This window comes from Micromonospora sp. NPDC047527, from assembly GCF_040643015.1.
In the GTDB taxonomy this organism is placed as follows: Bacteria; Actinomycetota; Actinomycetes; order Mycobacteriales; family Micromonosporaceae; genus Micromonospora.
The window spans coordinates 50903-71923 of record NZ_JBEYTK010000013.1; the positions used below are offsets into that span (position 1 = coordinate 50903).

At 69.1% G+C, this 21021-nt stretch carries 21 protein-coding genes and 1 pseudogene; 15 read left to right on the forward strand and 7 right to left on the reverse strand.

The annotated features are described in order from the left end of the window. Window positions 1-55: 55 nt before the first annotated feature. Window positions 56-739 carry a BON domain-containing protein gene (locus ABZ808_RS29980; RefSeq protein ID WP_357012756.1) on the reverse strand — a complete coding sequence of 228 codons (684 nt, stop codon included), beginning with the start codon at window positions 737-739 and terminating at the stop codon, window positions 56-58. A 316-nt stretch (window positions 740-1055) separates the two neighbouring features. On the opposite strand from ABZ808_RS29980, the gene ABZ808_RS29985 reads away from it, so the two are divergent. The 8 genes and pseudogenes from ABZ808_RS29985 (at window position 1056) to ABZ808_RS30020 (ending at window position 6485) form a co-directional block, all read left to right on the forward strand. Then, window positions 1056-1499, forward strand: coding sequence for an SCP2 sterol-binding domain-containing protein (locus tag ABZ808_RS29985; RefSeq protein ID WP_357012758.1), 444 nt, complete (start codon window positions 1056-1058; stop codon window positions 1497-1499). After that, entirely contained in the window at window positions 1496-3565 is a 2070-nt protein-coding gene (locus tag ABZ808_RS29990) for a glycogen debranching N-terminal domain-containing protein (protein ID WP_357012760.1), read from the forward strand. Before ABZ808_RS29985 ends, ABZ808_RS29990 begins: the two co-directional genes overlap by 4 nt. A gap of 36 nt (window positions 3566-3601) precedes the next feature. Next, window positions 3602-4096, forward strand: a complete 495-nt coding sequence (locus ABZ808_RS29995; protein WP_357012762.1) for a DUF892 family protein — start codon at window positions 3602-3604, stop codon at window positions 4094-4096. A 171-nt stretch (window positions 4097-4267) separates the two neighbouring features. After that, window positions 4268-4492, forward strand: a pseudogene (locus ABZ808_RS30000) (hypothetical protein); the annotation flags it as partial. After that, window positions 4489-4674 (forward strand): hypothetical protein, encoded by a 186-nt coding sequence (locus ABZ808_RS30005; RefSeq protein ID WP_357012763.1) that lies wholly within the window; start codon window positions 4489-4491, stop codon window positions 4672-4674. The pseudogene ABZ808_RS30000 and the gene ABZ808_RS30005, both read left to right, overlap by 4 nt. Before the next feature lie 72 nt (window positions 4675-4746). Next, window positions 4747-5034: a magnesium transporter gene (locus ABZ808_RS30010; RefSeq protein ID WP_357012765.1), complete on the forward strand. Its 288-nt coding sequence runs from the start codon at window positions 4747-4749 to the stop codon at window positions 5032-5034. A 101-nt stretch (window positions 5035-5135) separates the two neighbouring features. Continuing rightward, window positions 5136-5855, forward strand: a complete 720-nt coding sequence (locus ABZ808_RS30015) for an MFS transporter (protein ID WP_357012767.1) — start codon at window positions 5136-5138, stop codon at window positions 5853-5855. 12 nt (window positions 5856-5867) lie between these two features. Then, complete coding sequence (locus ABZ808_RS30020) at window positions 5868-6485, forward strand: MFS transporter (protein WP_357012769.1); 618 nt, start codon at window positions 5868-5870, stop codon at window positions 6483-6485. Window positions 6486-6586: 101 nt separating this feature from the next. Here the strand turns inward: ABZ808_RS30020 and ABZ808_RS30025 are convergent, their stop codons facing one another. Further along, the gene (locus ABZ808_RS30025; protein WP_357012771.1) at window positions 6587-7705 is read right to left on the reverse strand and encodes an IS630 family transposase; all 1119 of its coding nucleotides are present in this window, start codon (window positions 7703-7705) and stop codon (window positions 6587-6589) included. 192 nt (window positions 7706-7897) lie between these two features. Here ABZ808_RS30025 and ABZ808_RS30030 point away from each other — a divergent pair, with 192 nt between their 5' ends. Next, the gene (locus ABZ808_RS30030) at window positions 7898-9304 is read left to right on the forward strand and encodes an ISNCY family transposase (RefSeq protein ID WP_357012773.1); all 1407 of its coding nucleotides are present in this window, start codon (window positions 7898-7900) and stop codon (window positions 9302-9304) included. An 89-nt stretch (window positions 9305-9393) separates the two neighbouring features. On the opposite strand, the gene ABZ808_RS30035 is transcribed toward ABZ808_RS30030, so the two are convergent. Further along, window positions 9394-9546 carry a hypothetical protein gene (locus ABZ808_RS30035; protein ID WP_350754073.1) on the reverse strand — a complete coding sequence of 51 codons (153 nt, stop codon included), beginning with the start codon at window positions 9544-9546 and terminating at the stop codon, window positions 9394-9396. A 1331-nt stretch (window positions 9547-10877) separates the two neighbouring features. Here ABZ808_RS30035 and ABZ808_RS30040 point away from each other — a divergent pair. From ABZ808_RS30040 to ABZ808_RS30055, 4 genes are all read left to right on the forward strand, one after another. Continuing rightward, the gene (locus tag ABZ808_RS30040; protein WP_357012802.1) at window positions 10878-11615 is read left to right on the forward strand and encodes a DUF2637 domain-containing protein; all 738 of its coding nucleotides are present in this window, start codon (window positions 10878-10880) and stop codon (window positions 11613-11615) included. A 440-nt stretch (window positions 11616-12055) separates the two neighbouring features. Then, window positions 12056-12991, forward strand: a complete 936-nt coding sequence (locus ABZ808_RS30045) for a replication-relaxation family protein (protein ID WP_357012774.1) — start codon at window positions 12056-12058, stop codon at window positions 12989-12991. Between the two features lie 808 nt (window positions 12992-13799). After that, window positions 13800-14102 (forward strand): hypothetical protein, encoded by a 303-nt coding sequence (locus ABZ808_RS30050; RefSeq protein WP_357012776.1) that lies wholly within the window; start codon window positions 13800-13802, stop codon window positions 14100-14102. A gap of 171 nt (window positions 14103-14273) precedes the next feature. Next, a complete protein-coding gene (locus tag ABZ808_RS30055; RefSeq protein ID WP_357012803.1) occupies window positions 14274-14582 on the forward strand; it encodes an STAS domain-containing protein in 309 nt (102 codons plus the stop codon). Window positions 14583-14762: 180 nt separating this feature from the next. Here ABZ808_RS30055 and ABZ808_RS30060 read toward each other — a convergent pair whose 3' ends face one another. The 4 genes from ABZ808_RS30060 to ABZ808_RS30075 all read right to left on the reverse strand — a co-directional run bounded on the left by ABZ808_RS30060 (window position 14763) and on the right by ABZ808_RS30075 (window position 18256). Then, window positions 14763-15638 carry an aminoglycoside phosphotransferase family protein gene (locus ABZ808_RS30060; protein WP_357012777.1) on the reverse strand — a complete coding sequence of 292 codons (876 nt, stop codon included), beginning with the start codon at window positions 15636-15638 and terminating at the stop codon, window positions 14763-14765. Beyond that, entirely contained in the window at window positions 15635-16897 is a 1263-nt protein-coding gene (locus tag ABZ808_RS30065; protein WP_357012779.1) for a hypothetical protein, read from the reverse strand. The genes ABZ808_RS30060 and ABZ808_RS30065 overlap by 4 nt, the downstream gene beginning before the upstream one ends. Window positions 16898-17177: 280 nt before the next feature. After that, a complete protein-coding gene (locus tag ABZ808_RS30070; protein ID WP_357012780.1) occupies window positions 17178-17378 on the reverse strand; it encodes a DUF397 domain-containing protein in 201 nt (66 codons plus the stop codon). Beyond that, on the reverse strand, window positions 17375-18256 hold the full coding sequence (locus ABZ808_RS30075) for a helix-turn-helix transcriptional regulator (protein ID WP_357012781.1): 882 nt from the start codon (window positions 18254-18256) through the stop codon (window positions 17375-17377). Before ABZ808_RS30075 ends, ABZ808_RS30070 begins: the two co-directional genes overlap by 4 nt. A gap of 341 nt (window positions 18257-18597) precedes the next feature. On the opposite strand from ABZ808_RS30075, the gene ABZ808_RS30080 reads away from it, so the two are divergent. Together ABZ808_RS30080 and ABZ808_RS30085 are read left to right on the forward strand one after the other, a co-directional pair. Continuing rightward, window positions 18598-20004 carry an APC family permease gene (locus tag ABZ808_RS30080; RefSeq protein WP_357012782.1) on the forward strand — a complete coding sequence of 469 codons (1407 nt, stop codon included), beginning with the start codon at window positions 18598-18600 and terminating at the stop codon, window positions 20002-20004. Beyond that, entirely contained in the window at window positions 20001-21011 is a 1011-nt protein-coding gene (locus tag ABZ808_RS30085; RefSeq protein ID WP_357012783.1) for an acetamidase/formamidase family protein, read from the forward strand. Before ABZ808_RS30080 ends, ABZ808_RS30085 begins: the two co-directional genes overlap by 4 nt. Window positions 21012-21021 lie beyond the last annotated feature (10 nt).

The window sequence follows — 21021 nt, forward strand, 5'->3', positions numbered from 1 at the left end:
CCTGGCCCCACGACCGCGTCCCGTCCGCAGGCCGAACTGCAGGGCGCCGTCGTCGTCAGGCGTCGGGCATGACAACGATCCGGTTCTCCACCGACATCACGCCCGGCGTTGACCAGGCGACCCGTCCGGCTTCTTCGCGTTCACGCCAGGACCGGACCACGCCGGTCAGGACGACCTTGTCGCCCTCGATGGTCACGCTCAGCCGTTCGCCGGGCGTGTCCACGGCGCGGATGAGAGCCTCCTCGATCCTGTCGCGCGCCGCCGCCACGTCCACCTTCACCCGGGGCCGCAGTGAGATCTGATTCGTGACTCCCCGTACTCCCGACAGGCGCCGTACCGCCCGCTTCGCGGAGCGCCGCTGGAACTCCCACTCGACCTCGCCGCTGAGGGTCACCCAGCCCTTGGTGACGGTGACGTGGATGTTCTGGCTCGGCACCAGCGCGTCCCACTCCAGGGCCCGGGTCGCCGCGGCCGCCAGGTCAGCGTCGGTGCGTTCCGCCGCGGTCGGTAGCCGCACTTCGAGGTCGTTGGCAACCGCCTTCACGCCCCGCACCCGGTGCGCCGCGTCCTCGGCCGCCCACTTCTTCACGTACGAGTCCACCCATCCGGTCAGGGTCACCACACCGTCCTTGGCGGACACGCCGATCTCGTTCGGGTGGACGCGGGCGTCCCAATGCATCTCGGCCAGCACATCCCGCTGGAGTTGTTCATCTGTCCGGGCCATCGTCGTGGTGGTCATCGCGCTCCTTCCAAAGTTCCCGTCGTCGGCTTCACTGTGAACCACCCGCACTCGTAGGGGTGGACGCACTCTGGGACGTCGCGCTAACGAGCGAATCACCACAGTTACGGGGACGAGGACCCGTACCCTCCGTTATGGAGGTCCGGATTCTGCGCCGACGAGAGGCCGCATACGCCGCCTCGCTTCCGCCGGACGTTCCCGTTGACACCGGGGCTCACCCACCGGTGTTGTTGACGGGGCTGAGGCTGACGCCTCGTGTCGTGCGGGTTCGGCGTTCGTCCGGGTGGTGGCTCGTGTCGCGCCTACGATGGGGAGCATGCCGCCCTCGAGACGGGAGCTCACACGGGAGCGGGAGACGTTCTTCCGGTCTCTGCCGTCTCGGGCGGGGCGGGTGCTTCCCTGCTGGGCCGCCGGCGTGGTGTTGATCAAGGTGGAGGAGGGTGACGGCGGGGAGTTCTGGCGGGTGGCGATGCGTGACCGGGCTGTCGTCGTGGACAGGGGCAGCGAGCCGGCCGATGCCACGGTGGTGCTGTCGGCTGACCTGTTCCACGACTTGATCACGGGCGCTGATCAGTTGATCGCCGCGTTGCTGCGTAACGAGGCGACGGTGGTGGGGGAAGTCGCGCTGTTGTTGGTGTTCAGGCGGTTCTTCCCCTCCGCGCCAGGGTCGGGTGACCCGAGGGACGCGGTCGGTGGCAGTCGTTGGCGGGAGCGGATGGACGAGACCGTCGCCCGCAGCACACCAGCGGAGCGGGCATGAAGCCGTTGGTCAACATTCTTGACGGCAACACGTTTCTGGTCAGCGACCGGCAGGGGGATGTCGATCCCTCGCCGGCCTTTCCCACGGGCTTGTTCTCCTACGACACCCGCTTCTTGTCCACCTGGCAGTTGACCATCGACGGTGGCCGGCTCACCGCGTTGTCAGTGGATGACCTGCAGTACTACGAGAGCCGGTTCTTCCTGGTGCCCGGTGAGCCGACCCACTACGTGGACACCGACATCTCCGTGATCCGTCACCGCACGATCGGCGGGAGCTTCGATGAGGATCTCGCGGTGCTCAACGAGGGCAACGAGCCGGCGGAACTGGTGGTCAGGGTCGAGATGGGCGCGGATTTCGCGGACCTGTTCGAGATCAAGAACCCGGCCCGTAAGATGGCACCGGTCACCGTCACCGTCCGCGACGGCCTGCTGTGTTTCACCTACCGTCGGGACAACTTCGAACGCCAGACGGTGGTGTCCAGCAGCGTGGCCGGCGATGTCGACGAGCACGGCATGACCTTCCGGATCCAGGTCCCCGCGCACGCGGAGTGGCGCACCCGCTTGCATGTGGCGACGAACATCCTGGGCGCGCAGGGGCGGGACTTCCGGGACAGCCTGCGTCTGCACCGTCCCCGGTCCGCGGCGCAGATCGCCGAGGCGCTGACCAGATGGCTGGATGCCACACCGCGGCTGGTCAGCGACAGCGAGACGCTCACGTCCACCTACCGTCGAAGCCTCACGGACCTCGCCGCGTTGCGGTACACCTCGGTCAGCACCGCCACTCACCTGGTCGCCGCTGGCCTGCCGTGGTTCATGACCCTGTTCGGCCGCGACAGCATGTTCACCTGCCTACAGTCCCTGCCCTTCCTGCCGCGTCTCACGCCGCCGACCATCACCGCGCTGGCACTGGCCCAAGGGTCGCGTTTCGATGACTTCCGCGACGAGGAGCCCGGGAAGATCCTGCACGAACTGCGCTACGGAGAGTCAGCGGGCTTCGAAGAACAACCGCACTCGCCCTACTTCGGCTCCGCCGACTCCACCATGCTGTTCGTGATCCTCCTCGACGAGTACCACCGGTGGACCGGCGACGACACGCTTGCGAAACGTTTCGAGATGGAGGCCCGCGCGGCACTCGACTGGATCGACACCTACGGCGACCTGCTCGGCACCGGATACGTGTGGTACCAGACGCGCAACCCCGAGACAGGATTGCAGAATCAGTGCTGGAAGGACTCCTGGGACTCGATCTCCTACGCCGACGGCCGGCTGCCCGGCTTCCCGAGAGCCACCTGCGAGTTGCAGGGGTACGCCTACGACGCGAAGATGCGCGGCGCCCGGCTCGCCCGGCTGCTGTGGGACGACCCCGCCTACGCGCAGCGGCTGGAACACGAGGCGGCCGAGCTCAAGGACCGGTTCAACCGCGACTTCTGGGTCGGCGACGGACGGTACTACGCCCTGGCCCTGGACGCCGAGGGCGGGCAGGTCGATGCCCTGTCCTCCAACATTGGGCATCTGCTCTGGAGCGGCATCGTCGACCAGCAGCGGGCCGCCGACATCGTCGGCCACCTACTCGGGCCGCGGCTGTTCTCCGGCTGGGGAATCCGCACCCTCGCCACCGGCAACGGCCGCTACAACCACCTCGGATACCACGTCGGGACGGTGTGGCCGTTCGACAACTCGATCATCGCCTGGGGCCTGTGGCGCTACGGGTTCCGGGAGGAAGCCGCCATCGTCTGCCAGGCGATGCTCGACGCCGCCCGATACTTCCAAGGCCGCCTTCCGGAGGCGTTCGCCGGATACGATCGGAAACGAACGAAGTACCCCGTGCAGTACCCCACCGCCTGCAGCCCGCAGGCATGGTCCGCCGGAACGCCGCTGCTGCTCATACGGGTGCTACTCGGCCTGCAACCCCACGGTGACCATCTCGTCGTCGACCCGGCGCTTCCCGACAGCATCAAACGCATCGAACTGCTGGACATCCCCGGCCGGTGGGGAGTCGTGGACGCCCTCGGCCGCCGACGACCGGACACCAACCACAACGAACGAGACAGCGCCTCCCGCAGTTGATGAAAGGGCCGACACCGGCCAAAGGAGGGTGAAGCGGTGAAGACCGCCAACGAGATCTTCTTCTACGAGCTCGCGGCCATGCAGGACCTGGAACACCAGGCGCGTTCCATCCTCGGCCTCCTGATCGGCACCCGCATCCACGACAGCACGCTCAAACGCATCATCGAGGACATGGCCGACGCCAGCGAGCGCCACTCCGACCGGATCGACACCTGCCTGCGGGATCTCGGCACCGCACCCCTGCACACCCGATCCGGTCCCATCCGCGGAGTCGAAAGCGACTTCCAGGACTTCCTCCGCACCCCCCACAACGACGCCATCCGTGACCTGTTCGCCCTCAACGCCGCCCAACGCATCACCAAGCTCGCCATCGCCGGCTACGAACACCTCACCGACTGGGCCACCACCATCGCCGCCGTGACCTGCACCCAGTGCCTCCTCAAGAACCTCGTCGAAAAGACAGAAACCTCACAACAGCTGAGAAAGCTCAACCAAACCCTCAGCGAACAACTCCTCGCCACCACCACCTGAACCCCACCCGGGGCCGGCCGAAACCCCATCCGTCCCCTCCTCCCCGACTACCCCACACCCGGATGTCAGACCACGACTGCTCGCGCCCGGGCGGTTCCCCCGGGCTGGCGCGGCAGGGGCCGAATCGAACCACGTCACGATCGATAGAATCACCGTCTCGACGGTACGGCCGCCGGGGTGCCGTTCCGGCTGCTGGCCAAGGACCGGGCGCTGGCGGTGTTCGAGGAACTCGATCCGGTGGATCAGCAGGCCATCCTTGCCGGGCCGCGGGATCAGGCGTTCCGTGAGCTGGTCGAGGGGATGGACCCGGACGACCGGGCGAGGATGCTGCGCGAGGCGCCGGCCAAGGTCGCCGAGCGGGTCCTGTCGGGGTGTCGGCGCACGAGCGGCAGATGACCGCCGCGCTGCTGGGTTATCCGGCCAGGTCGGTCGGGCAGGTGATGACACCCGAGGTGGTGGAGTTGCCCTGGCAGCCCACGGCCGGGCAAGCGCTGCAAGCCGTGCGGTACAGGGGCGCGCAGGCGGAGACCGTCTACGCCCTGCCGGTGGTCGACACAGGTCGCCGCCTGGTCGGGTGACCGGGTTGCGCGACGTGGTGCTCAGCCCGCCCGGGCGGCCGGTGGCCGAGCTGGTCGACACCGGGTGCCGCGGTGATCTGGCGTGAGGCCCGGGTGGCACTGCTGCTCGGCGCGCTGCTGGCTCTGGTGGGCCTGACCGTCGGCGCTCTGGTCGTGGGTGGGAAGATCGCTCTGGTCGTCGGCATGTCCCTGGTGGTCATCTGCGCTCGGGCGGCCACCGTTGGCGCGACCATGCCGCTGCTGGCCAAACAGCTGCGTGTCGACCCGGCGGTGGTGTCCGCCCCGATGGTCACCACCCTCGTCGACGCCACTGGACTGATCATCTACTTCCTCGTCGCGCACGCCGTGCTCAACCTGTGACGGCCCGCGCGCGCCGCCACCCTACCGCGTCGGGCACACTGATCGGCTGTGAGCCCGACAGCGCCGCAACCGGTACCGGAGCACGCTGCCGCGGACCGGCGGTGGTTGACCCCGGGCGTGGCCGGGATCGGCGCGGCGAGCTGCCTGGCCGACGTCGGTCACGAGGTGCCCACCGCGCTGCTGCCGTCGCTGCTGACCTCGACGCTGGGTGCGCCGGCGGCGGCGCTGGGCGTGATCGAGGGCGTGTCCGACGCGGCGCGGCCCGATTCGCCGGCGGCGCCCTCGCCGACGACCCGGCTCGCCGGCGGACGGTTGCCGTCGGCGGGTACACCGCCACGGCGGCGCTGACGGCCGGCACAGGCGCGGCAACGCCGGTGTGGCAGGTCGGTGCGCTGCGCGCCGGGGCGTGGGCGGCGCGTGGGCTTCGGGTGCCGGCGCGTAACGCGCTGCTGGCCGACATCGTGCCCGCCTCCGCGTACGGGCGGGCCTACGGGTTCGAGCGGATGATGGACAACCTCGGCGCGATCGCCGGGCCGCTGCTGGCCCTGGGCCTGGTCGCCGCGGTCGGCACCCGCTGGGTGATCGGCCTGTCCGTCATCCCCGGCCTGCTGGCAGCAGCGGCGATCGTCTACGCGATCCGCCGTGCTCCGACGGCCGAGCCCCGCCCACGGGTACCGCTGCGGATCCGGGTGCGGCCGGTGCTACGCGGCGACCTGGGCCGGCTACTGGCGGCGGTGGCGGCATTCGAAGTCGGCAACGTCGCCGCGACCCTGCTGATTCTTCGGGCCACCGAACTGCTCAGCCCTGACCGCAGGCTGTGAGCCGCCACCACCGTGGCGCTGGGGATGTACGTCGCGTACAACGTGGCCGCAGCGGCCGCGTCAGTGCCCGCCGGTCGTGCCGCCGACCGGCTCGGCCAGCGCGGACCCGTCCTCGTTCTCACCGTCGGCGTAGCCGGGTTCGCCGCCGCGTACGCACTGCTCGCTATCCCCAGCCCGGGCCTGTGGGCGCTGGTGGTGCCGTTTCTGCTCGCCGGTGCCGGTATCGGCGCCGTGGAGACCGCGCAGCACGCGGCGATCGCCGCACTGGCCCCACCGCAACTGCGGGGGTCGGCGTTCGGGGTGTTGGCCACCGTGCAGTCGCTCGGCAACCTCGCGGCCTCCGCCGCCGCCGGCCTGCTGTGGACGGGCCGTCTCGCCCACAGCCGCGTTTGGTTACCTGACCGGATGGATGCTGCTCGCGATGGCCGGGCTGCTGCTGGCGGTGCCCCCGGACATGCGCCTACCGTGCCGGTACAGCCGACAGGCCAACGCAGGCCCCTGGCCCGGCTGGGGGAACGCATCCCGCCCTCAAGGAATATGCTGGGTGAGCTCCAGGGCAACGGCGTTGTTCGTCTGCAGTCGGTAAGCGAGCGCCAGTCGCAGACGGAGTGTCGGCGGTGCCGGTCGTAGAAGTCGGTGATCCAGGCAGCGGGCATCAGTGCGGGGTCCGGAACCGGCGACGGTGGACGTACTCGGCCTAGTGCCGTGACCACGAACGTTGACGGTGTTGGTCAGGCTGCGCGGGTGGCGGGTTGGCCCCATCGTCGTTGTCGTTCGCTGCGGATGCGGGCGCGTTCTCGGCGTTGGGCGGCCAGGACCTCGGGGTGGCGGGCGTTGGCGTTGCGCCAGCGTAGGTAGGCCTGCAACCGCCGGGTCAGGACGGTGTGGTTGGGGTGGTTCGAGCCGGCGATGACGAAGGTGCGCAGCGGCCCGAACTGGGCCTCGATCGGGTTGGCCCAGGAGGCGTAGGTCGGGGTGAAGCAGAGTTCGGCCTTGTTCCGGGCCGCCCACCTTCGGATTTTCAAGCCTTTGTGCGCGGACAGGTTGTCCAGGATGACGTAGATCGGTGCACCGTCCGGCCTCGCGGCGCGGATCGACTTGAGCGCGGCGAGGGTGTTCGCGGCGCTCTTACGGCGCCGCACGACGCCCCAGAGTTGGTCGTCGCCGACGCTGTAGCAGCCGTGGAACTGCCGGACGCCATGCAGCTTGTGGTAATTCGCGGGCAGCCGATGGGGGTGCCCGGCCGGAGCCCATCCGGTGCCGGCCTGCGGGCGGATCACCAGGGGCCCGAACTCGTCGAACGCGAACACCCGCTGCGGGAAGTGGCTGCTCACGTACTCGATCCGGGCGAGTTTGGCGTCCCGGTCAGGGTCGGTGGACTCCTTCCACGTCTTCGTCCGTTGAAAGGTGATCCGGTGTCGATGCAGGATCTGCCGCAGCCTTTCCCGGCCGATACGGACCCGGCGGGCGGCATGCGAGCCCAGGTGGTCGGCGAGCTTGCGCACGCTCCAGCGGGTGAACGGCCGCCCCAGCTTTTCGGGGCGGGTGTTGGCCGTCTCGACGATGAACTGTTCCTCGTCAGGACTGATCTGGCGGGGACGGCCACCCGCCCACTGAGGGTCCAGGCTGGCCATCCCCATCTCGTTGAACCGGTGGATGACCTGCCGGATCGTGTCCTCGTCGGCCTGCACGAGACGGGCGATGGCCGGCACCGTGTTCCCGCCGGCCGAGGCGAGCACGACCATCGCCCGACGTAGTCGGATCGGTGAACCGGTTCCCCGGCGGGTGATTCTGAGCAGCTGCTGACCTTCCTGATCACTCAGCCGCCGCACGCGTACAAGATCTGCCACCGCCACAGCCTGACCGGCACAACGCCCCCCGGCCGACAAGCCGAACGGCGTGTCATCCAACACCGTGAACGTTCGTGGTCACGGCACTAGCTACTTCCACCTGAAAAGTCGGCGCGTGGCGGTCCGTCTTCGGGCGCCGTGTGATCGAGAGGATGGCCTCGAACCCTTGGGCTAGAAGGGATCGAGGCCATCGTGTTTCGTACCGTAGGCGATCAGTTGTCGTTGTTCGAGTCGACACTGCCGGAACAGTTGCTGCGGCTTCCTGAGGAACTCGCACGAGTCGACGCGCTGCTGGACGACCCGGCGTTCTTCGCGCCGTTCGTGCCGTTCTTCGACCCGCGGATCGGTCGGCCGTCGACACCGATGGAGACCTATCTGCGGTTGATGTTTCTGAAGTTCCGCTACCGCTTGGGCTACGAGAGCCTGTGCCGGGAGGTGTCGGACTCGATCAGCTGGCGGCGGTTCTGCCGGATCCCGTTGGAGGGCTCGGTGCCGCATCCGACGACGTTGATGAAGCTGACCACCCGGTGCGGCGCCACCGCGGTGGAAGGGCTGAACGAGGCGTTGCTGGCCAAGGCCGCTGAGGCCAAGTTGTTGCGCACCAACCGGGTCCGGGTCGACACCACGGTGGTGCCCAGCAATGTCGCCTATCCCACCGACTCCGGGCTTCTGGCCAAGGCGATCGGCCGGATCGCCGCGACCCGCACCAAGATTCGGGACCGGTCCAGGTCGGCGGGCAAGCGTGCCCACTCCATCGGCGCGAAGCTGCGGACGCGCAGCGCTGCCGGTAAGGACCAGGCACAGGCCGCGGTGCGCCGGGTCACCGGCGAGTTGGCCGACCTCGCCGAGAGTGCCGCCAACGGTGCCGAACGGGTGCTGGCCAACGCCAGGCGAGCCCTGGCGCGGGCCCGGGCAAAGGCCGTGGAGCAGCGGGCCAACGGTGAGCATGATGCGGCCGCGGGTCGACGCCGTGGCCAACTCGCCCGCGCGATCAACGATCTGGTGGACCTGGTCACCGCGACCAGGCAGATCGCCGCGCAGACCCGGCAACGGCTCTCGGGGGTGACGCCGGCCGGGGCCACCCGGCGGGTCAGCCTGCACGACCCCGACGCCCGCCCCATCGCCAAGGGCCGGCTGGGCAAGCCGGTCGAGTTCGGCCATAAGGCCCAAGTGGCCGACAACGACGACGGCGTGGTCTTGGACTACACCGTCGAGCAAGGCAATCCCGCCGACGCCCCGCAACTGGCCCCCGCCATCGAACGGATCGCCCGCCGCGCCAGTCGGGCACCGCGAGCTGTCACCGCTGACCGCGGCTACGGCGAACACAAGGTCGACGAAGCACTCCACGACCTCGGCGTGCGCACCGTCGTGATCCCCCGCAAGGGCAAACCCGGTAAGGCCCGACAGGCCGAAGAACACCGACGAGCGTTCCGACGAACGGTGAAGTGGCGAACCGGGATAGAAGGCAGGATCAGCACCCTCAAACGCGGATACGGCTGGGACCGCACACGCATCAACAGCACCGAAGGAGCCAGGATCTGGACCGGACACGGGGTCCTGGCCCACAACCTGGTCAAGATCAGCGTCATCAGCGCCTGACCGGGACTACAGGCAGAGGACTGCGGCCACGAGCTCAGCGGCCCGATGTCGGAGTTCAGCAGCCGTCAGCGTTTGCCAGGTGGAAGTAGCTAGACGGTGAAGGTGGAGAAGGTGGCCTCGGCGGCGTCGAAGCACGATCCGTCTCGGCCCATCGACTGGCGTACCTTGCAGCGGGCGCAGGCGCGGGCGAAGTCGGCCAAAGTGCACTCGCCCTCACTGCTGCGGTCGCTGTGGAAGACCACGTCGGCGACAATGCCGCCACGGCGACGGCGGCCAGGGTTCAACGCCGCCACGAACAGGCCGGCGCCATGGCGCTCGCCCCTCGCGGCGGGTCATCGCCTTGGGCTTCGCCGCGCCCTCGCGGTGGCCGCAGGCGGGCGGAACCTGGAGGGGGCCCGAGGGGGTGCTGGTCCCACCTGCCTGCGGCGGAGCCGCGCGGCAACACGGCTCCACTGAAGTGGCGTCACGGCTGCGGGATCCGTTACGGCCGCAGGGCCGCGGCCTGAATGGGGCACGTCCGCACTGGTGACAGAGGGGACGACGATCGCAGAATGGTCTCTGCAGCTCAACGCCCGTGACGGCGACGTGACCATCTCGGGGTGGACGGCTCGGCGGTGGTGCCGCGCCGCCGGGACCCGGACGGCGACGGCGGCCGGGGCTTGGCCATCATCGAGGCTGTGGGCCACGCGCGGGGTGTGGACAGCCCCGACGACGGCGGCAAACGCGTCTGGGTCCGCCTGGTGAGACCACCCGTCCCGCCAGGTGAGTAGCGCTGCGAGGTTTTCCGCCGTGACCACGCGGACGCAGGAGGACTGGAGAGCACTGGGGCGGACTCTATAGCACCCCGGCGGACTGGTGACAAGACTCGGTGGCGATCCGTAGCGAATTGGGGGTTGACTCGACGGGGGTTGCCGAGGCGTACTGGATACACGTTCCCGCAGCGCCGGCTGGCGCGGTCGGCCACACAGCAGCGGGCAGGCACCCCACGGATGGGGTGCCTGCCGTTGTTCGTGCCGACGCCGCGGGGGGGGGTAACGGGGAGAGAGATGGGAGGACCCACATGAAGGATCGTCTGTCGGCGAGTTGAGTCGCCGCACCACCTGAGCGCTTCTGCGTCGCTGTCGGTGGTGAGTTCTGATCTTTGTGGCTCGGCTTGGTGTCCTGGTGCCTGCCCCTGCGCGGGGTCTGTGTTCGTTGACTCGACCATAGTGACTTTTGTCGTCCCCTGCACCTACGAGGGTCCGCCCGGCCGGGCGTCACCCGGCAGGGTCGGGCCTGCCCGGGAACTGACCGGAGCCGGGCAGGCCCGACCTGGGACGGAACCCTAACCACCTGAAGCCGAACCCTTCAACCACCTGTTTGGAGCAGAACGTGACCTCACACGACAACCTCATGGAGGCGGCGGCTGCCGTCGCGGCCCGCCTGCACACGACAACGCCGAACGCGGCCGTGCACGCGCCGCCTGGATCCAGGTGGTGGGCCGTTGGCGGCACCTGACCAACGTGACCCCGGCTCACCCGCCCGGGTGGGTGCGGGGCGGGAGCGGTGGGAGAACCGGGCCCAGGTGGCGATCATGCTGTTGATCGGTGGTGCGGCTGGCGCGGCGTCGTTCACGCATGTGCATGACGTCGCGGCCGGGCACGGGCAGCCGGGCTGGCTGGCCTGGGCCGACGCGATCGTCCTGGAGTTGATGTCGATCGCCGCCGGTCTGGAGTTGCGGCGCAAGCGGCGCCTAGGCAATAGCGTGGTCTTCCCCGCCACGGTGCTCATTGTGGCGGTGTTGCTGTCCCTGGCCGCGCAGGTGGTGGAGGCGGAGGCGTCGGTGATCGGCTGGATCGCCGCCGCCCTGCCGGCGCTGGGCTTCCTGGCGATGGTGAAGATCGCCCTCGGCCGCGCCGACACCGCCCCACCCCACCCGACCGCCCAGCCCGCGCGTGGATCGGCGCTGACCGTCGACGCGTCGGTCCCGGACACCCGCCCGCCGGTCCCCGTCACCGCCGCCGCGGGCCGGGACTCCGCGACCGCGGTCCCCGTCGTCGCGGACCAGCCTCCGGCGGTCCCGGACCGCCGGGACGACGAGGCGTCGACCGGCGATGGCGGTCCGGAGGTCACCGCGCTGGTCCCGGCCGCCCGGACCGCCGCCCGCACCCTCACCGCCGAAGGGACACCGCTGTCCCGCAAGGCCCTCGCCCGACAGCTGCGCGCTGACGGGCACCAGTTGTCCAACGCCACCGCCTCCGCCCTCGTACGCGTCCTACGCGCCGAAACCACCCCGCCAGTACCAGACCTGTCACACCAAGAGGCCGCATGACCGAACCCCGAGTGTCGGCTTCGGTCAGACCGAGCCGCCGCTGTCAGACCAGCGTCAGCGCCTGTCAGCAGGCCCGCGAGCTGACAGATGCTGACCGGGCCTGCCAATCGCTCCCGCCCGCTGCGGCGGCGGGCGCACCGACCTCACACCCACTCACACCTGCGACCATGGAGCAACAACGATGATCACCCCGCACCGGGAACCTCACCAGCGTCACCGACCCGACTCACACCCACTCTCACCGCACCGTCACGCCGAACCCGGTGTGCCCGACGGTGTAGCAGTCAGCACAGATCTCCGTTCTACCGTCCGTCTTGATCCTGACCCCCAACCTGACCCCTCACGGCCGCTCACAGCCCAGGTCAGCCCCGCTGTCAGCAGTCGGGGACCGCTCCAGACAGACCCTCCAGTCTCGGGTCTCCCCCCAGGGGCTTGTGCCCATGGGTAAACACCTACCGACCGCGGATCCGCTGCTGCGCCTGCAGGCCAGCATCACCGCCCGCGACGACCGGCTCCTCGACTGGCTCTACGACCACGGCGTGCTCACCACCGACCAGGTCGCCGCCGCTCTGTTCCCGTCCCTGGACTTCACCCAACGCCGACTGCGCCGCCTCACCGCCTTACGCGCGGTCGACCGGTTCCGGCCCAACAAGGCCGACGGAGGCTCGCACCCCTACCACTACGTCCTGGACCAACTCGGCTACGACCACGTCCACGCCCAACGCGGACTCGGCCGGCCCCGCCGGGAACAGGCCCGCCGCCGCAAACAGTCCCTCACCTCCCGGCCGGACCTGCCGCACCTGCTCGGCGGCAACCAGGTCTTCATCGACCTCGCCGCCCACGCCCGCACCCACCCCGACACCGAGCTAGTCCGCTGGCAGCCCGCATCCGCCTACCACGAACCCGGCACCCTCTACCGCGAAGGCGGCGACCCGCAGATCATCATCGCCGGGGCTACCGGCTTTCCCCGCCCGGACGGCGCCGGGGTGTGGACCGAGGACGGACGGTCCGTGCCGTTCTTCCTCGAGTACGACACCGGGCTCGAACACCTGCACGTCCTCATCGACAAGGTCATCAAGTACGAGCGGCTGTACACGATGAGCACCTGGGCATGGCCGGTGCTGTTCCACCTCCCCTCCGCCCGCCGGGAGGCGAACCTGCACCACCGCATCGCCGGCATCGGCCTGGAAACCGTCGTCGCCACCACCACCGCCGACCTGCGCACCACCCTCGCCGCCAGCCCCGCCGAGCAGGTCTGGCAACTGGTCGACCGCGGCGGCCGTCACCGCCTCATCGACCTGCCCTACACCGACACCCGCCACGACACCGAGTTCCCCACCCACACCGCGCCCGACCAGGAAGACCGGGCCGCCTGATGGGGGCGCGGCGGAGCACACCGCGCGCGCGTACGGGCGGCTCACTCGCCCACACGCCGCCGAACCCGCCCATGCCCGCCCCCAACCCCGGGGCCGCCGTCACCACCTGCCCTGCGGCGCGCACCGAGGCAACGCACCGGGCGGCAGCGGAGCGGCAATCCTTGGGAAGCTGTCGATATTTGTCACCGCTTCGGCGACAGACTCCGCGACCGCCCGGCCCACTCACACCTGCGGCTTGCGCCTGTAAGTCGCTGTGAGTGGCGCACGTCTTCACTTCCGCGGCCGCCGGAGCTACAGTCCGCGGCCCTTCACCGACGCCGACCCGCCGCCGTCCGCAGGCTGGGCGATCCGGCGATCGATCGTCAACGAGTTCCTACCACCGCGAAGGAGATTCCCATGGCCCGACACCACGTCCTCACGCCACGAGCCGTCCTGGGAGGGACATGGCCACACGCCGTGACCAGACATCACGCGCGAACACACCACACCCGTCGCCGTCGACCCCGCCCACGCGGACAACCGACGGCGAGGCCCCGACCGCACACCCCGACCCCGATCTGCCGGTCCTGCCGGGAACGCTGTCGATGGCCCGCTACCTGACCGACCCCGCCACCGAAACCGAGATCCAAGCCCTCGCCGCCGAAGCCGGCCTCCCGACGGTTGACCAAGCCGCCACCCTCGCCCGCCTACTACGTCTGCACCAACCCGCTCCGCCACGCGCCGCGTGACCTGCGCCCGCCCGCACCTCGGCGGGCGCAGCCTCCTTCACCCGAACGTCGGCCGAGTGAGCATCCATCGCAGGGGCCACTTGCGCCGTGCGTCGACACTACGATGCGGGTCGTGGGACACCCCACGCCGAACCGAGCACACCTGCCACCTGCCGCCTGAGCTGCGCGACCAGGAGATCGCACCCGAGCAGCTCTTCGCCGAGCCCTGCTCGGGCTACGGGACAGTATACGTGCACAAAGGCCGCGACCTACACCGCCGTGTCGTCTGGTTCGCCACCTGGGTCGACGAGATCACCGCCGACACCACCGGCATCGATCAAGTCGAGGGCACCCGCGAAACTGTCCTCGCCTGGCCCGCTCCCCGCCCGCCGCCGCGCACCTGATCACCGCCGTCGACGGTTCGGGATGGGTGCCGCTGCCTGACGCCGACGACGAGATCGACCTTCCACCCCTCACCGACTGACGCCTGCGTCCCTCGCGGTCAGACGTCACGCTTACTCGCAGAGTAACCTTCAGGCGTCACCCAGCACCTCGCCGGTGTCGCTACCCCTCTCCTGCCGGCGGCGAGATGCGCCGGCCGGCTCGACGCAGCCACCAGCGGGCTCGTGTACGACGCCGTGCTCGCCGCCCTGCGCGCCGACACCATCCGGGACGTCGACCTCGACCTCACCGGCCTCGACCGCTTCGATGCCGCCGCCACCAGCACGCTGGTGGCCTGCCATCGGGCCGTGCACGTCCGCGGCGGCACCCTGCGGCTGACCAACATCCCGCCCGCAGTCCGGCGGCAACTGTTCACCGCCGGACTGCTCGGCCTGCTCGACGGCGACGCGAGCGGTGCCAAGGCGCCGACCCTGCCTGCCTGAGCCGGCGTGACGAAGCTATGGCGATGCGATGTTGGTGGCGGCGACCAGCGCTCGCACTCTGCCGATCCAACCGGCGTCGATCAGTCGGGTGGGCGCCTTGTCGTTGCCTGCGTCCATGCCCGGCCCCGCCGCCGCTCAGCTCTTGACTGCCTGAGGCCGCACCGGGCGCACTCGGATCTGTCAGGGGACTGGAGTCCAGTGCCAGGGCCGCGGACCTTGTTCACCGCGGATGCAGGCCAGCCGGTATCGCGCTTGCCCACTCAGGTGGGGCTGCTGGTCGGCCATCTGTGCGGCGAACGTGACCTTCCGCAGCTCGCGTGCGTCCCGCAGAACGGTGTAGCCCGCCCACCGGGTGACCTCGTAGCCGTAGCGTGTGCAGAACCGGTGCCATGCTGTCGCGGACATGGACCCGAACGTGAAGTGGTCGACGGCGATAGAGGTGAGGTCCCACTCGGGAGGTCCGTATGCGAAGCGTTCTAGGTCGAGTACGACGGGACCGGCGGCGGTGGCGACGATGTTGCCGCCCCAAGCGTCCCCGTGCACTGCGGCCCGCGGAAGACCGGCGGGCAGGTTCTCGTACTGCTGGGTCAAACCGTGAAGGTGCTTGAGCAGCCAGTCGCGCTCCTCGCCGTCGAAAACGTCGGTCTCGGTGATGCGTTCTTCTAGCCGGACGAACGGTGCTAGCGGCGGCAGCGCGAGCTCTGGTGGGGGCTGGAGTCCGTGGATCTGCCGAAGAATGTCGGCGACCTGGTCGACGCTGCCCTCGTGATGGTCGGGCAGCTCCTGCCAGAAGGTCACAGCCCGGCCCTCGACCTCTATTGGCTGAGGAACGCCGGTCAGGACCTGAACGACAGGGACGCCAGTCTGCTGCAACCAGCGTGAGACTCGAACTTCCTTGGCGGCTGCGGCCCCTTGGCCGGGACGCGTGACGCGGGCGACGACGCGGCCGGGCAGCCGGTACAGCGTGTTCTCGCCGGCCCGGATCAGCTCGGCACCCTTAGCGTCGAGCCCGGCCTGTTGACACGCGCGCATGAGCGCGGTGAGGGCATCGATCACGCGGCTGCCTTGACAGTCGCGTCGATCGCGGCGCGCAGCGACGAGACCTCGGGGATGCTCGCGTGGCTTCCCGCCACGCGATGAAGCTCGCGCAGGTCGTCTGCGGTGCGGCGAGAGCGAATCGCGCCGGCATCTGCGAGCGCGAGCTGACCGATGTGCGCGGCCTCCAGGGGATCGCCTTGGACCATGGTCAGAGACGCGAGCTTCGTGCGGGAGATCGCCCTGGATCGTGCGAACTCCGGCTGGTGGTGCTCGACCGAGTACTGGAACCGGCTGACGGCTTCGGTAGCAAGCGTTGTGTGCATCGCGACGTCGTAGAGGGCGTGAGCGGTGTCGCCGTGGTGCTGGGCATCGTCGTAGAAGCGCATCCAGGGCGGGTCGTCGGCCGGCTGCGAGCGGGCGAACGCGTCGTCCGCTGTCCCCACCGCCGCCAAGGCTTCCTGGGCATGGGTCGGACCTAGCTTGGCCAGCGCCCTGGCGCGGACGGTGTTGAGCATGGCCCGTTCTGTGGCGGTCAGCCGTTCGGCTCGTACAAGCCCCATCTCGACATAGGTGAGGCCGTCATCTGGCTGTCCGCACCAGATGGCTTGACGTGCCATGTACGATAGCAGCAGCGCACGTTGGTGCCAGTTCCCGCCCACCTCCGCGCACTGCAGCGCGAAGGTGAATTTTCGGCGTGCCGCGTCGTGGTCGTAGGCGTCGAAGAGCATGAACGCCACCACGCCGGCCAGCTGCGCCATCGCTGTGTGCAGGTCGCCGCGCAGCTTCGGCGGGCACGGCCGTCGTAGGAGCTGAGCGAGCCGGCGGAGCTTGTCGTCGGCGATCTCCCGAGCAAGGGCGCCGCCGTGGCTGTTGTCCCAGTGTTCGAAGATGTCCGCCGCTTCCATGACCGCGGTGATGTGATCGTTGCCGATCCGTCGCGGCAGCTCGTGCGACGGCCCCGTGTCAAGCAACGCCAGCGTGGGGGCGCTGACGACGCCCGCTCCCACCAGAACACCTATAGCGCCGAGCATGCCTCGTCGATCCACGTCATCGACGGTAGCCGACTTGACGGCACGCGGGTTATAGAAGCCCAGCTCCTGATCGGTACGTGCGCTTAACGCGGTCCGCAGGGTCGCCCGGTACTCGGGCTTTGGCCAATGGATCAATCCTTCTTCGAGTTTGCCCAAGTAGTTGGCATTGAATGCGCTCCGGCTACGCAGACGCGGATCTGGATACAGCACTTCATTGACGAGCGCCACGACTTCCGAGCGCGACATCGGCTCACCGGGGCGCTGGGGGGAGGGCAGGCGCTCCCGCGCTGCGCGGAGTAGCTGATTCTTCACGATGCGGCCCCGGTGTCAGCATCGGGCTGCTTCGAAACGCGCAACCCTTGAACAGTTCAGTTGCCGTGATTGGGACCAGCATGGCACCGTGCGTCACTCTTCTCAAGCCCGCTGTGAAGTCGATCCTGATCGTTCTTCTCATCCCCGCAGGAGCAGCAGTTGGGCCGGCCCAGCAGGGTCGGCCCAACTCGAGCTGAGGTACGCGCGAGGGGGATCAGCGAAGAGCGAACTCCCCTTCCCGCAGGCCAGCAAGGAAGGAACCCCACCCTTCGGCGGAGAAGACGAGAGTTCCATCGCTGCGGTTCTTGGTGTCCCGGACGCCTACAACGGCGCCGACGTGGGCAACCTCGACGCAGTTGCCGCCGCCGCTGCTCTTGGTGGACTTCCGCCAGTTGGTGAAGGTTGGTTCGGTCACGCTGCTCTTCCTGTCGCCTCAGTTATCTTGCCGGCGGTGTCCAGCAGGAACCGCACACTCTGGTGAGATGGGAGGGTGCCGTCTCTCAGCCGTTCGTACAGGTCCAGATAGTGGTTCACGGCATCCGGCTTGGTCAGCACCAGATCATCGGTGACGGTGTCGACCGCGACGACAACCGGATCCTGCGGATCCGGGTAGGTGTAGATTGAGAATCCCGAGCGTGGCACCAGGTAGCCGGAGATCCGGCTGTCGACCGGCAGGATCCGCACGCTGATCTTGGCGTCCGCGTCCGCCTGTTGAGCTATGTGGATCATTTGATCGCGGAGCACGGGCGCGGCAGCAGCAGGACGGCGGACCGCCAGCTCATCGATCACCACTTCGTAGGTCGGGCCGTCCGGTCGATGTAGCACGCGTTGTCGTCCGATACGCGCCTCGACCGCACGGTCGGCGTCAAAGTGTGCCGACCAGTCGGCCTTGTCGACACCCGCCCGCGCCCGCGTGAACTCACCGGTCTGCAGCAGACCAGGCAGCAGGGTCATCTGGTACTCACGGATGGTCGCCGCGCCTGCCTCAAGGTTCGCGTAGAGCGCTTGGCGAGCGCCCATCTCACTGGCCGCCGACTCCCACCATCCTCGCTCGCTGGCCTGGCGAGCGATAGTCAGCAGCGTCGTCCACGCCTCCCCGGTGACCTTGAGTTGCTCCAAGATCTTCATCACGTCATTCGGGTCAGGTCTCATACGGCCGTTCTCCAGTCGGGACACCGTCGTCCGTGGAAGACCGGCGGCGCGAGCCAGGGCCTCCGACGACATCTCCCGGTCCTGGCGTAACGCGCTCAGCTCAGCCGCCAGCCGAAGCCGCCGGACGTACGTACTGATCACCAGCACCTCCGACCGACACCAAAGTGAACAGTTCATCGACTTGACGTCGTCGGCCTGAGCGTACATCCGACCGGTTGGCGTCGTAACCCTGCGCGACCAGGGATGCCCGGGGCCACACAACCATCCCTCCCTCCCCAACCATCCCCATCCCTCCCTAACCGAAGGTCTTCCTCGACGCCGGGACGGTGGGCCACCGTGGTCGAACCGATCACCGGTGTCGACAGCGCGATGACGGAACGTGACAGACGCGGTTAGCGCCACTGGCAGTCGGTGACGGCAGAACGCCCGTGTCGGGATTCGGAGTAGGCCGTCCCGGATCACTCCTCAGAAAGGCTTGTGCGATGTACGGACAGGATGACCTGGCCCGCTACGGCTATCGGCAGGAGCTCAGTCGCCGGCTGCGGTTTCGGGACCTGGTGGCGTACGGCTTGGTGTACATGGTGCCGATCGCGCCGATGGCGATCTTCGGCAGCGTCTACGCCGGCTCTGGCGGCATGGTGGCCCTCGCCTACGCGGTCGGTGTGGTGGCGTTGGTGTTCACCGCGTTCTCGTACGCGCAGATGGTGAAGGCGTTCCCGATGTCGGGCAGCGTCTACAACTACGCGGGCCGGGGCATCAGCCCGCCGGTCGGCTTCCTGGCCGGCTGGGTGATCCTCCTGGACTACGTGCTCGTGCCCGGGCTGCTGTACCTGGTGGCGTCGGTGGCGATGCACGCCACTGTGCCGGCGGTGCCGGTGTGGCTGTGGCTGCTGGGGTTCGTCGCGGTCAACACGGTCATCAACTCGGTCGGCATCCGCATGACGGCGGTGGTGACCCGGGTGATGCTCGTCGGTGAGCTGGTCGTCCTGGCGGTGTTCCTGGCCGTCGCCGGCTGGGCTCTCGCCTCCGGTAAGGGCCGGTTCAGCTGGGACGCGTTCTACAACTCCGACACCTTCACCTGGTCCCTGGTGGCGGGGGCGGTGTCGATCGCGGTGCTGTCGTTCCTCGGCTTCGACGGGATCAGCATGCTGGCCGAGGAGACTCGCGACGGCGCGCGGCAGATCGGCCGGGCCATGGCGGCCGTCCTTGTCTTGGCCGGGGTGTTGTTCATCGCGCAGACGTGGCTGGCGGCGATGCTCGTGCCCACCGCCGACACGCTGCTGGCGGAGGGCGACGTGAACGGCACCGCCTTCTACGACGCCGCCGCCGTGGCCGGCGGAGGGTGGCTGGCCACCCTGTGCGCGGTGGCGACGGCGATCGCGTGGGGATTGCCGAACTCGATGGTCGCGCAGGTCGCCACGTCCCGGCTGCTGTACGCGATGGCCCGCGACCGGCAGCTCCCAGCGTTCCTGGCGAAGGTGTCGATACGCCGCAGCGTGCCGATCAACGCCACCCTTCTCACCGGCGTCGTCTCCCTCGGCCTCGGCCTGTACATGGCGACGCGGGCGGACGGGATCACCCTGTTGTCGTCGCTGATCAACTTCGGGGCGATGGTCGCCTTCCTGGTCCTGCACGTCTCCGTGGTCGTGCACCACCTGATCCGCCGCCGCAGCGGCAACTGGTGGGCGCACCTGCTCATGCCTGGAATCGGGTTCGTGATCCTCGCCTACGTGGTGGTGAACGCCAACATCGCCGCCCAGCGCCTCGGCCTGGCCTGGCTGGGCCTCGGCGTGCTGGTTCTGGCCGGTCTGTACCTGACCGGCCGCCGGCCGGTGCTGTCCGGCCTGGCCCCCACCCAGGCCGCCGGGCGTGACATGGAACGGGTGTGATCACGATGAGCCAGTTCACCTACCGGCCTGCCCGCGACGAGCTCGCCTACACCTTCGGCGGCCGTCTCCCGGTGGCGCACGTCCGCTCCGGCGACGTGTTCACCGTGCACACGCAGGACTGCTTCGGCGGCCTCGTGCGAGGACCTGCGGACCTGCCGTCGCAGGTGTGCCGCATGCCGTACCTGAACCCGGTGTCGGGGCCGTTCTTCGTCGAGGACGCCGAGCCCGGCGACACCCTCGCCGTACACATCATGTCGATCGAACCGGCCCGGGACTGGGGCGTGTCGGCGACCTTCCCCTACTTCGGGGCACTCACGTCGACCTCGCATACCGCCACGTTGCAGCCGCCGCTGGAGGAGCGGGTGTGGGTGTACGACATCGACCGCGCTGCGGGGGTGGTCCGGTACCGGGCCACCGCGAGTGAGCACACGGTCGACCTGCCGCTGGATCCGATGATCGGCACCATCGGTATCGCCCCCGCCGCCATGGAATCCCGGTCCACGATCGTCCCGGACTACTACGGCGGGAACCTCGACACCCCCGAACTGCGCGCCGGGACCACCCTGTATCTCGGGGTGAACGTGCACGGCGCGATGCTCGCCCTCGGCGACGGCCACGCCCGCCAAGGCCACGGCGAGGCCTGCGGCGTCGGCGTGGAGATCGCCACCGTCACCACCCTCGCGGTCGAGGTCATCAAGGGCGCCGACACCGCCTGGCCGCGCCTGGAAACCGACACGGCGATCATGTCGGTCGGCTGCGCCCGCCCCCTGGAGGACGCCTACCGCATGGCCCACCAGGACCTCACCGCCTGGACCGTCGACCTGTGCGGTCTGCAGACCCTGGACGCCTACCAGCTCATCTCGCAGGCCGGGCGGGCGCCCATCGGCAACGTCTGCGACCCCAACTACACCGTCCTGGCCGCCATCGAAAAGGCGCTGCTCCCGCGCCCGCTGCCCGCCTACCGTGACGCGCACGCACGGCTGCGCCACCTCGACGGCCGACGGTAAGGGCGGATGC

Coding starts and splice junctions, on each gene's coding strand:
- ABZ808_RS29980 (WP_357012756.1), bottom strand. CDS start 739: ATGACCACCACGACGATGGCCCGGACAGATGAACAACTCCAGCGGGAT.
- ABZ808_RS29985 (WP_357012758.1), top strand. CDS start 1,056: ATGCCGCCCTCGAGACGGGAGCTCACACGGGAGCGGGAGACGTTCTTC.
- ABZ808_RS29990 (WP_357012760.1), top strand. CDS start 1,496: ATGAAGCCGTTGGTCAACATTCTTGACGGCAACACGTTTCTGGTCAGC.
- ABZ808_RS30005 (WP_357012763.1), top strand. CDS start 4,489: ATGACCGCCGCGCTGCTGGGTTATCCGGCCAGGTCGGTCGGGCAGGTG.
- ABZ808_RS30040 (WP_357012802.1), top strand. CDS start 10,878: ATGCTGTTGATCGGTGGTGCGGCTGGCGCGGCGTCGTTCACGCATGTG.
- ABZ808_RS30045 (WP_357012774.1), top strand. CDS start 12,056: ATGGGTAAACACCTACCGACCGCGGATCCGCTGCTGCGCCTGCAGGCC.
- ABZ808_RS30065 (WP_357012779.1), bottom strand. CDS start 16,897: ATGTCGCGCTCGGAAGTCGTGGCGCTCGTCAATGAAGTGCTGTATCCA.
- ABZ808_RS30080 (WP_357012782.1), top strand. CDS start 18,598: ATGTACGGACAGGATGACCTGGCCCGCTACGGCTATCGGCAGGAGCTC.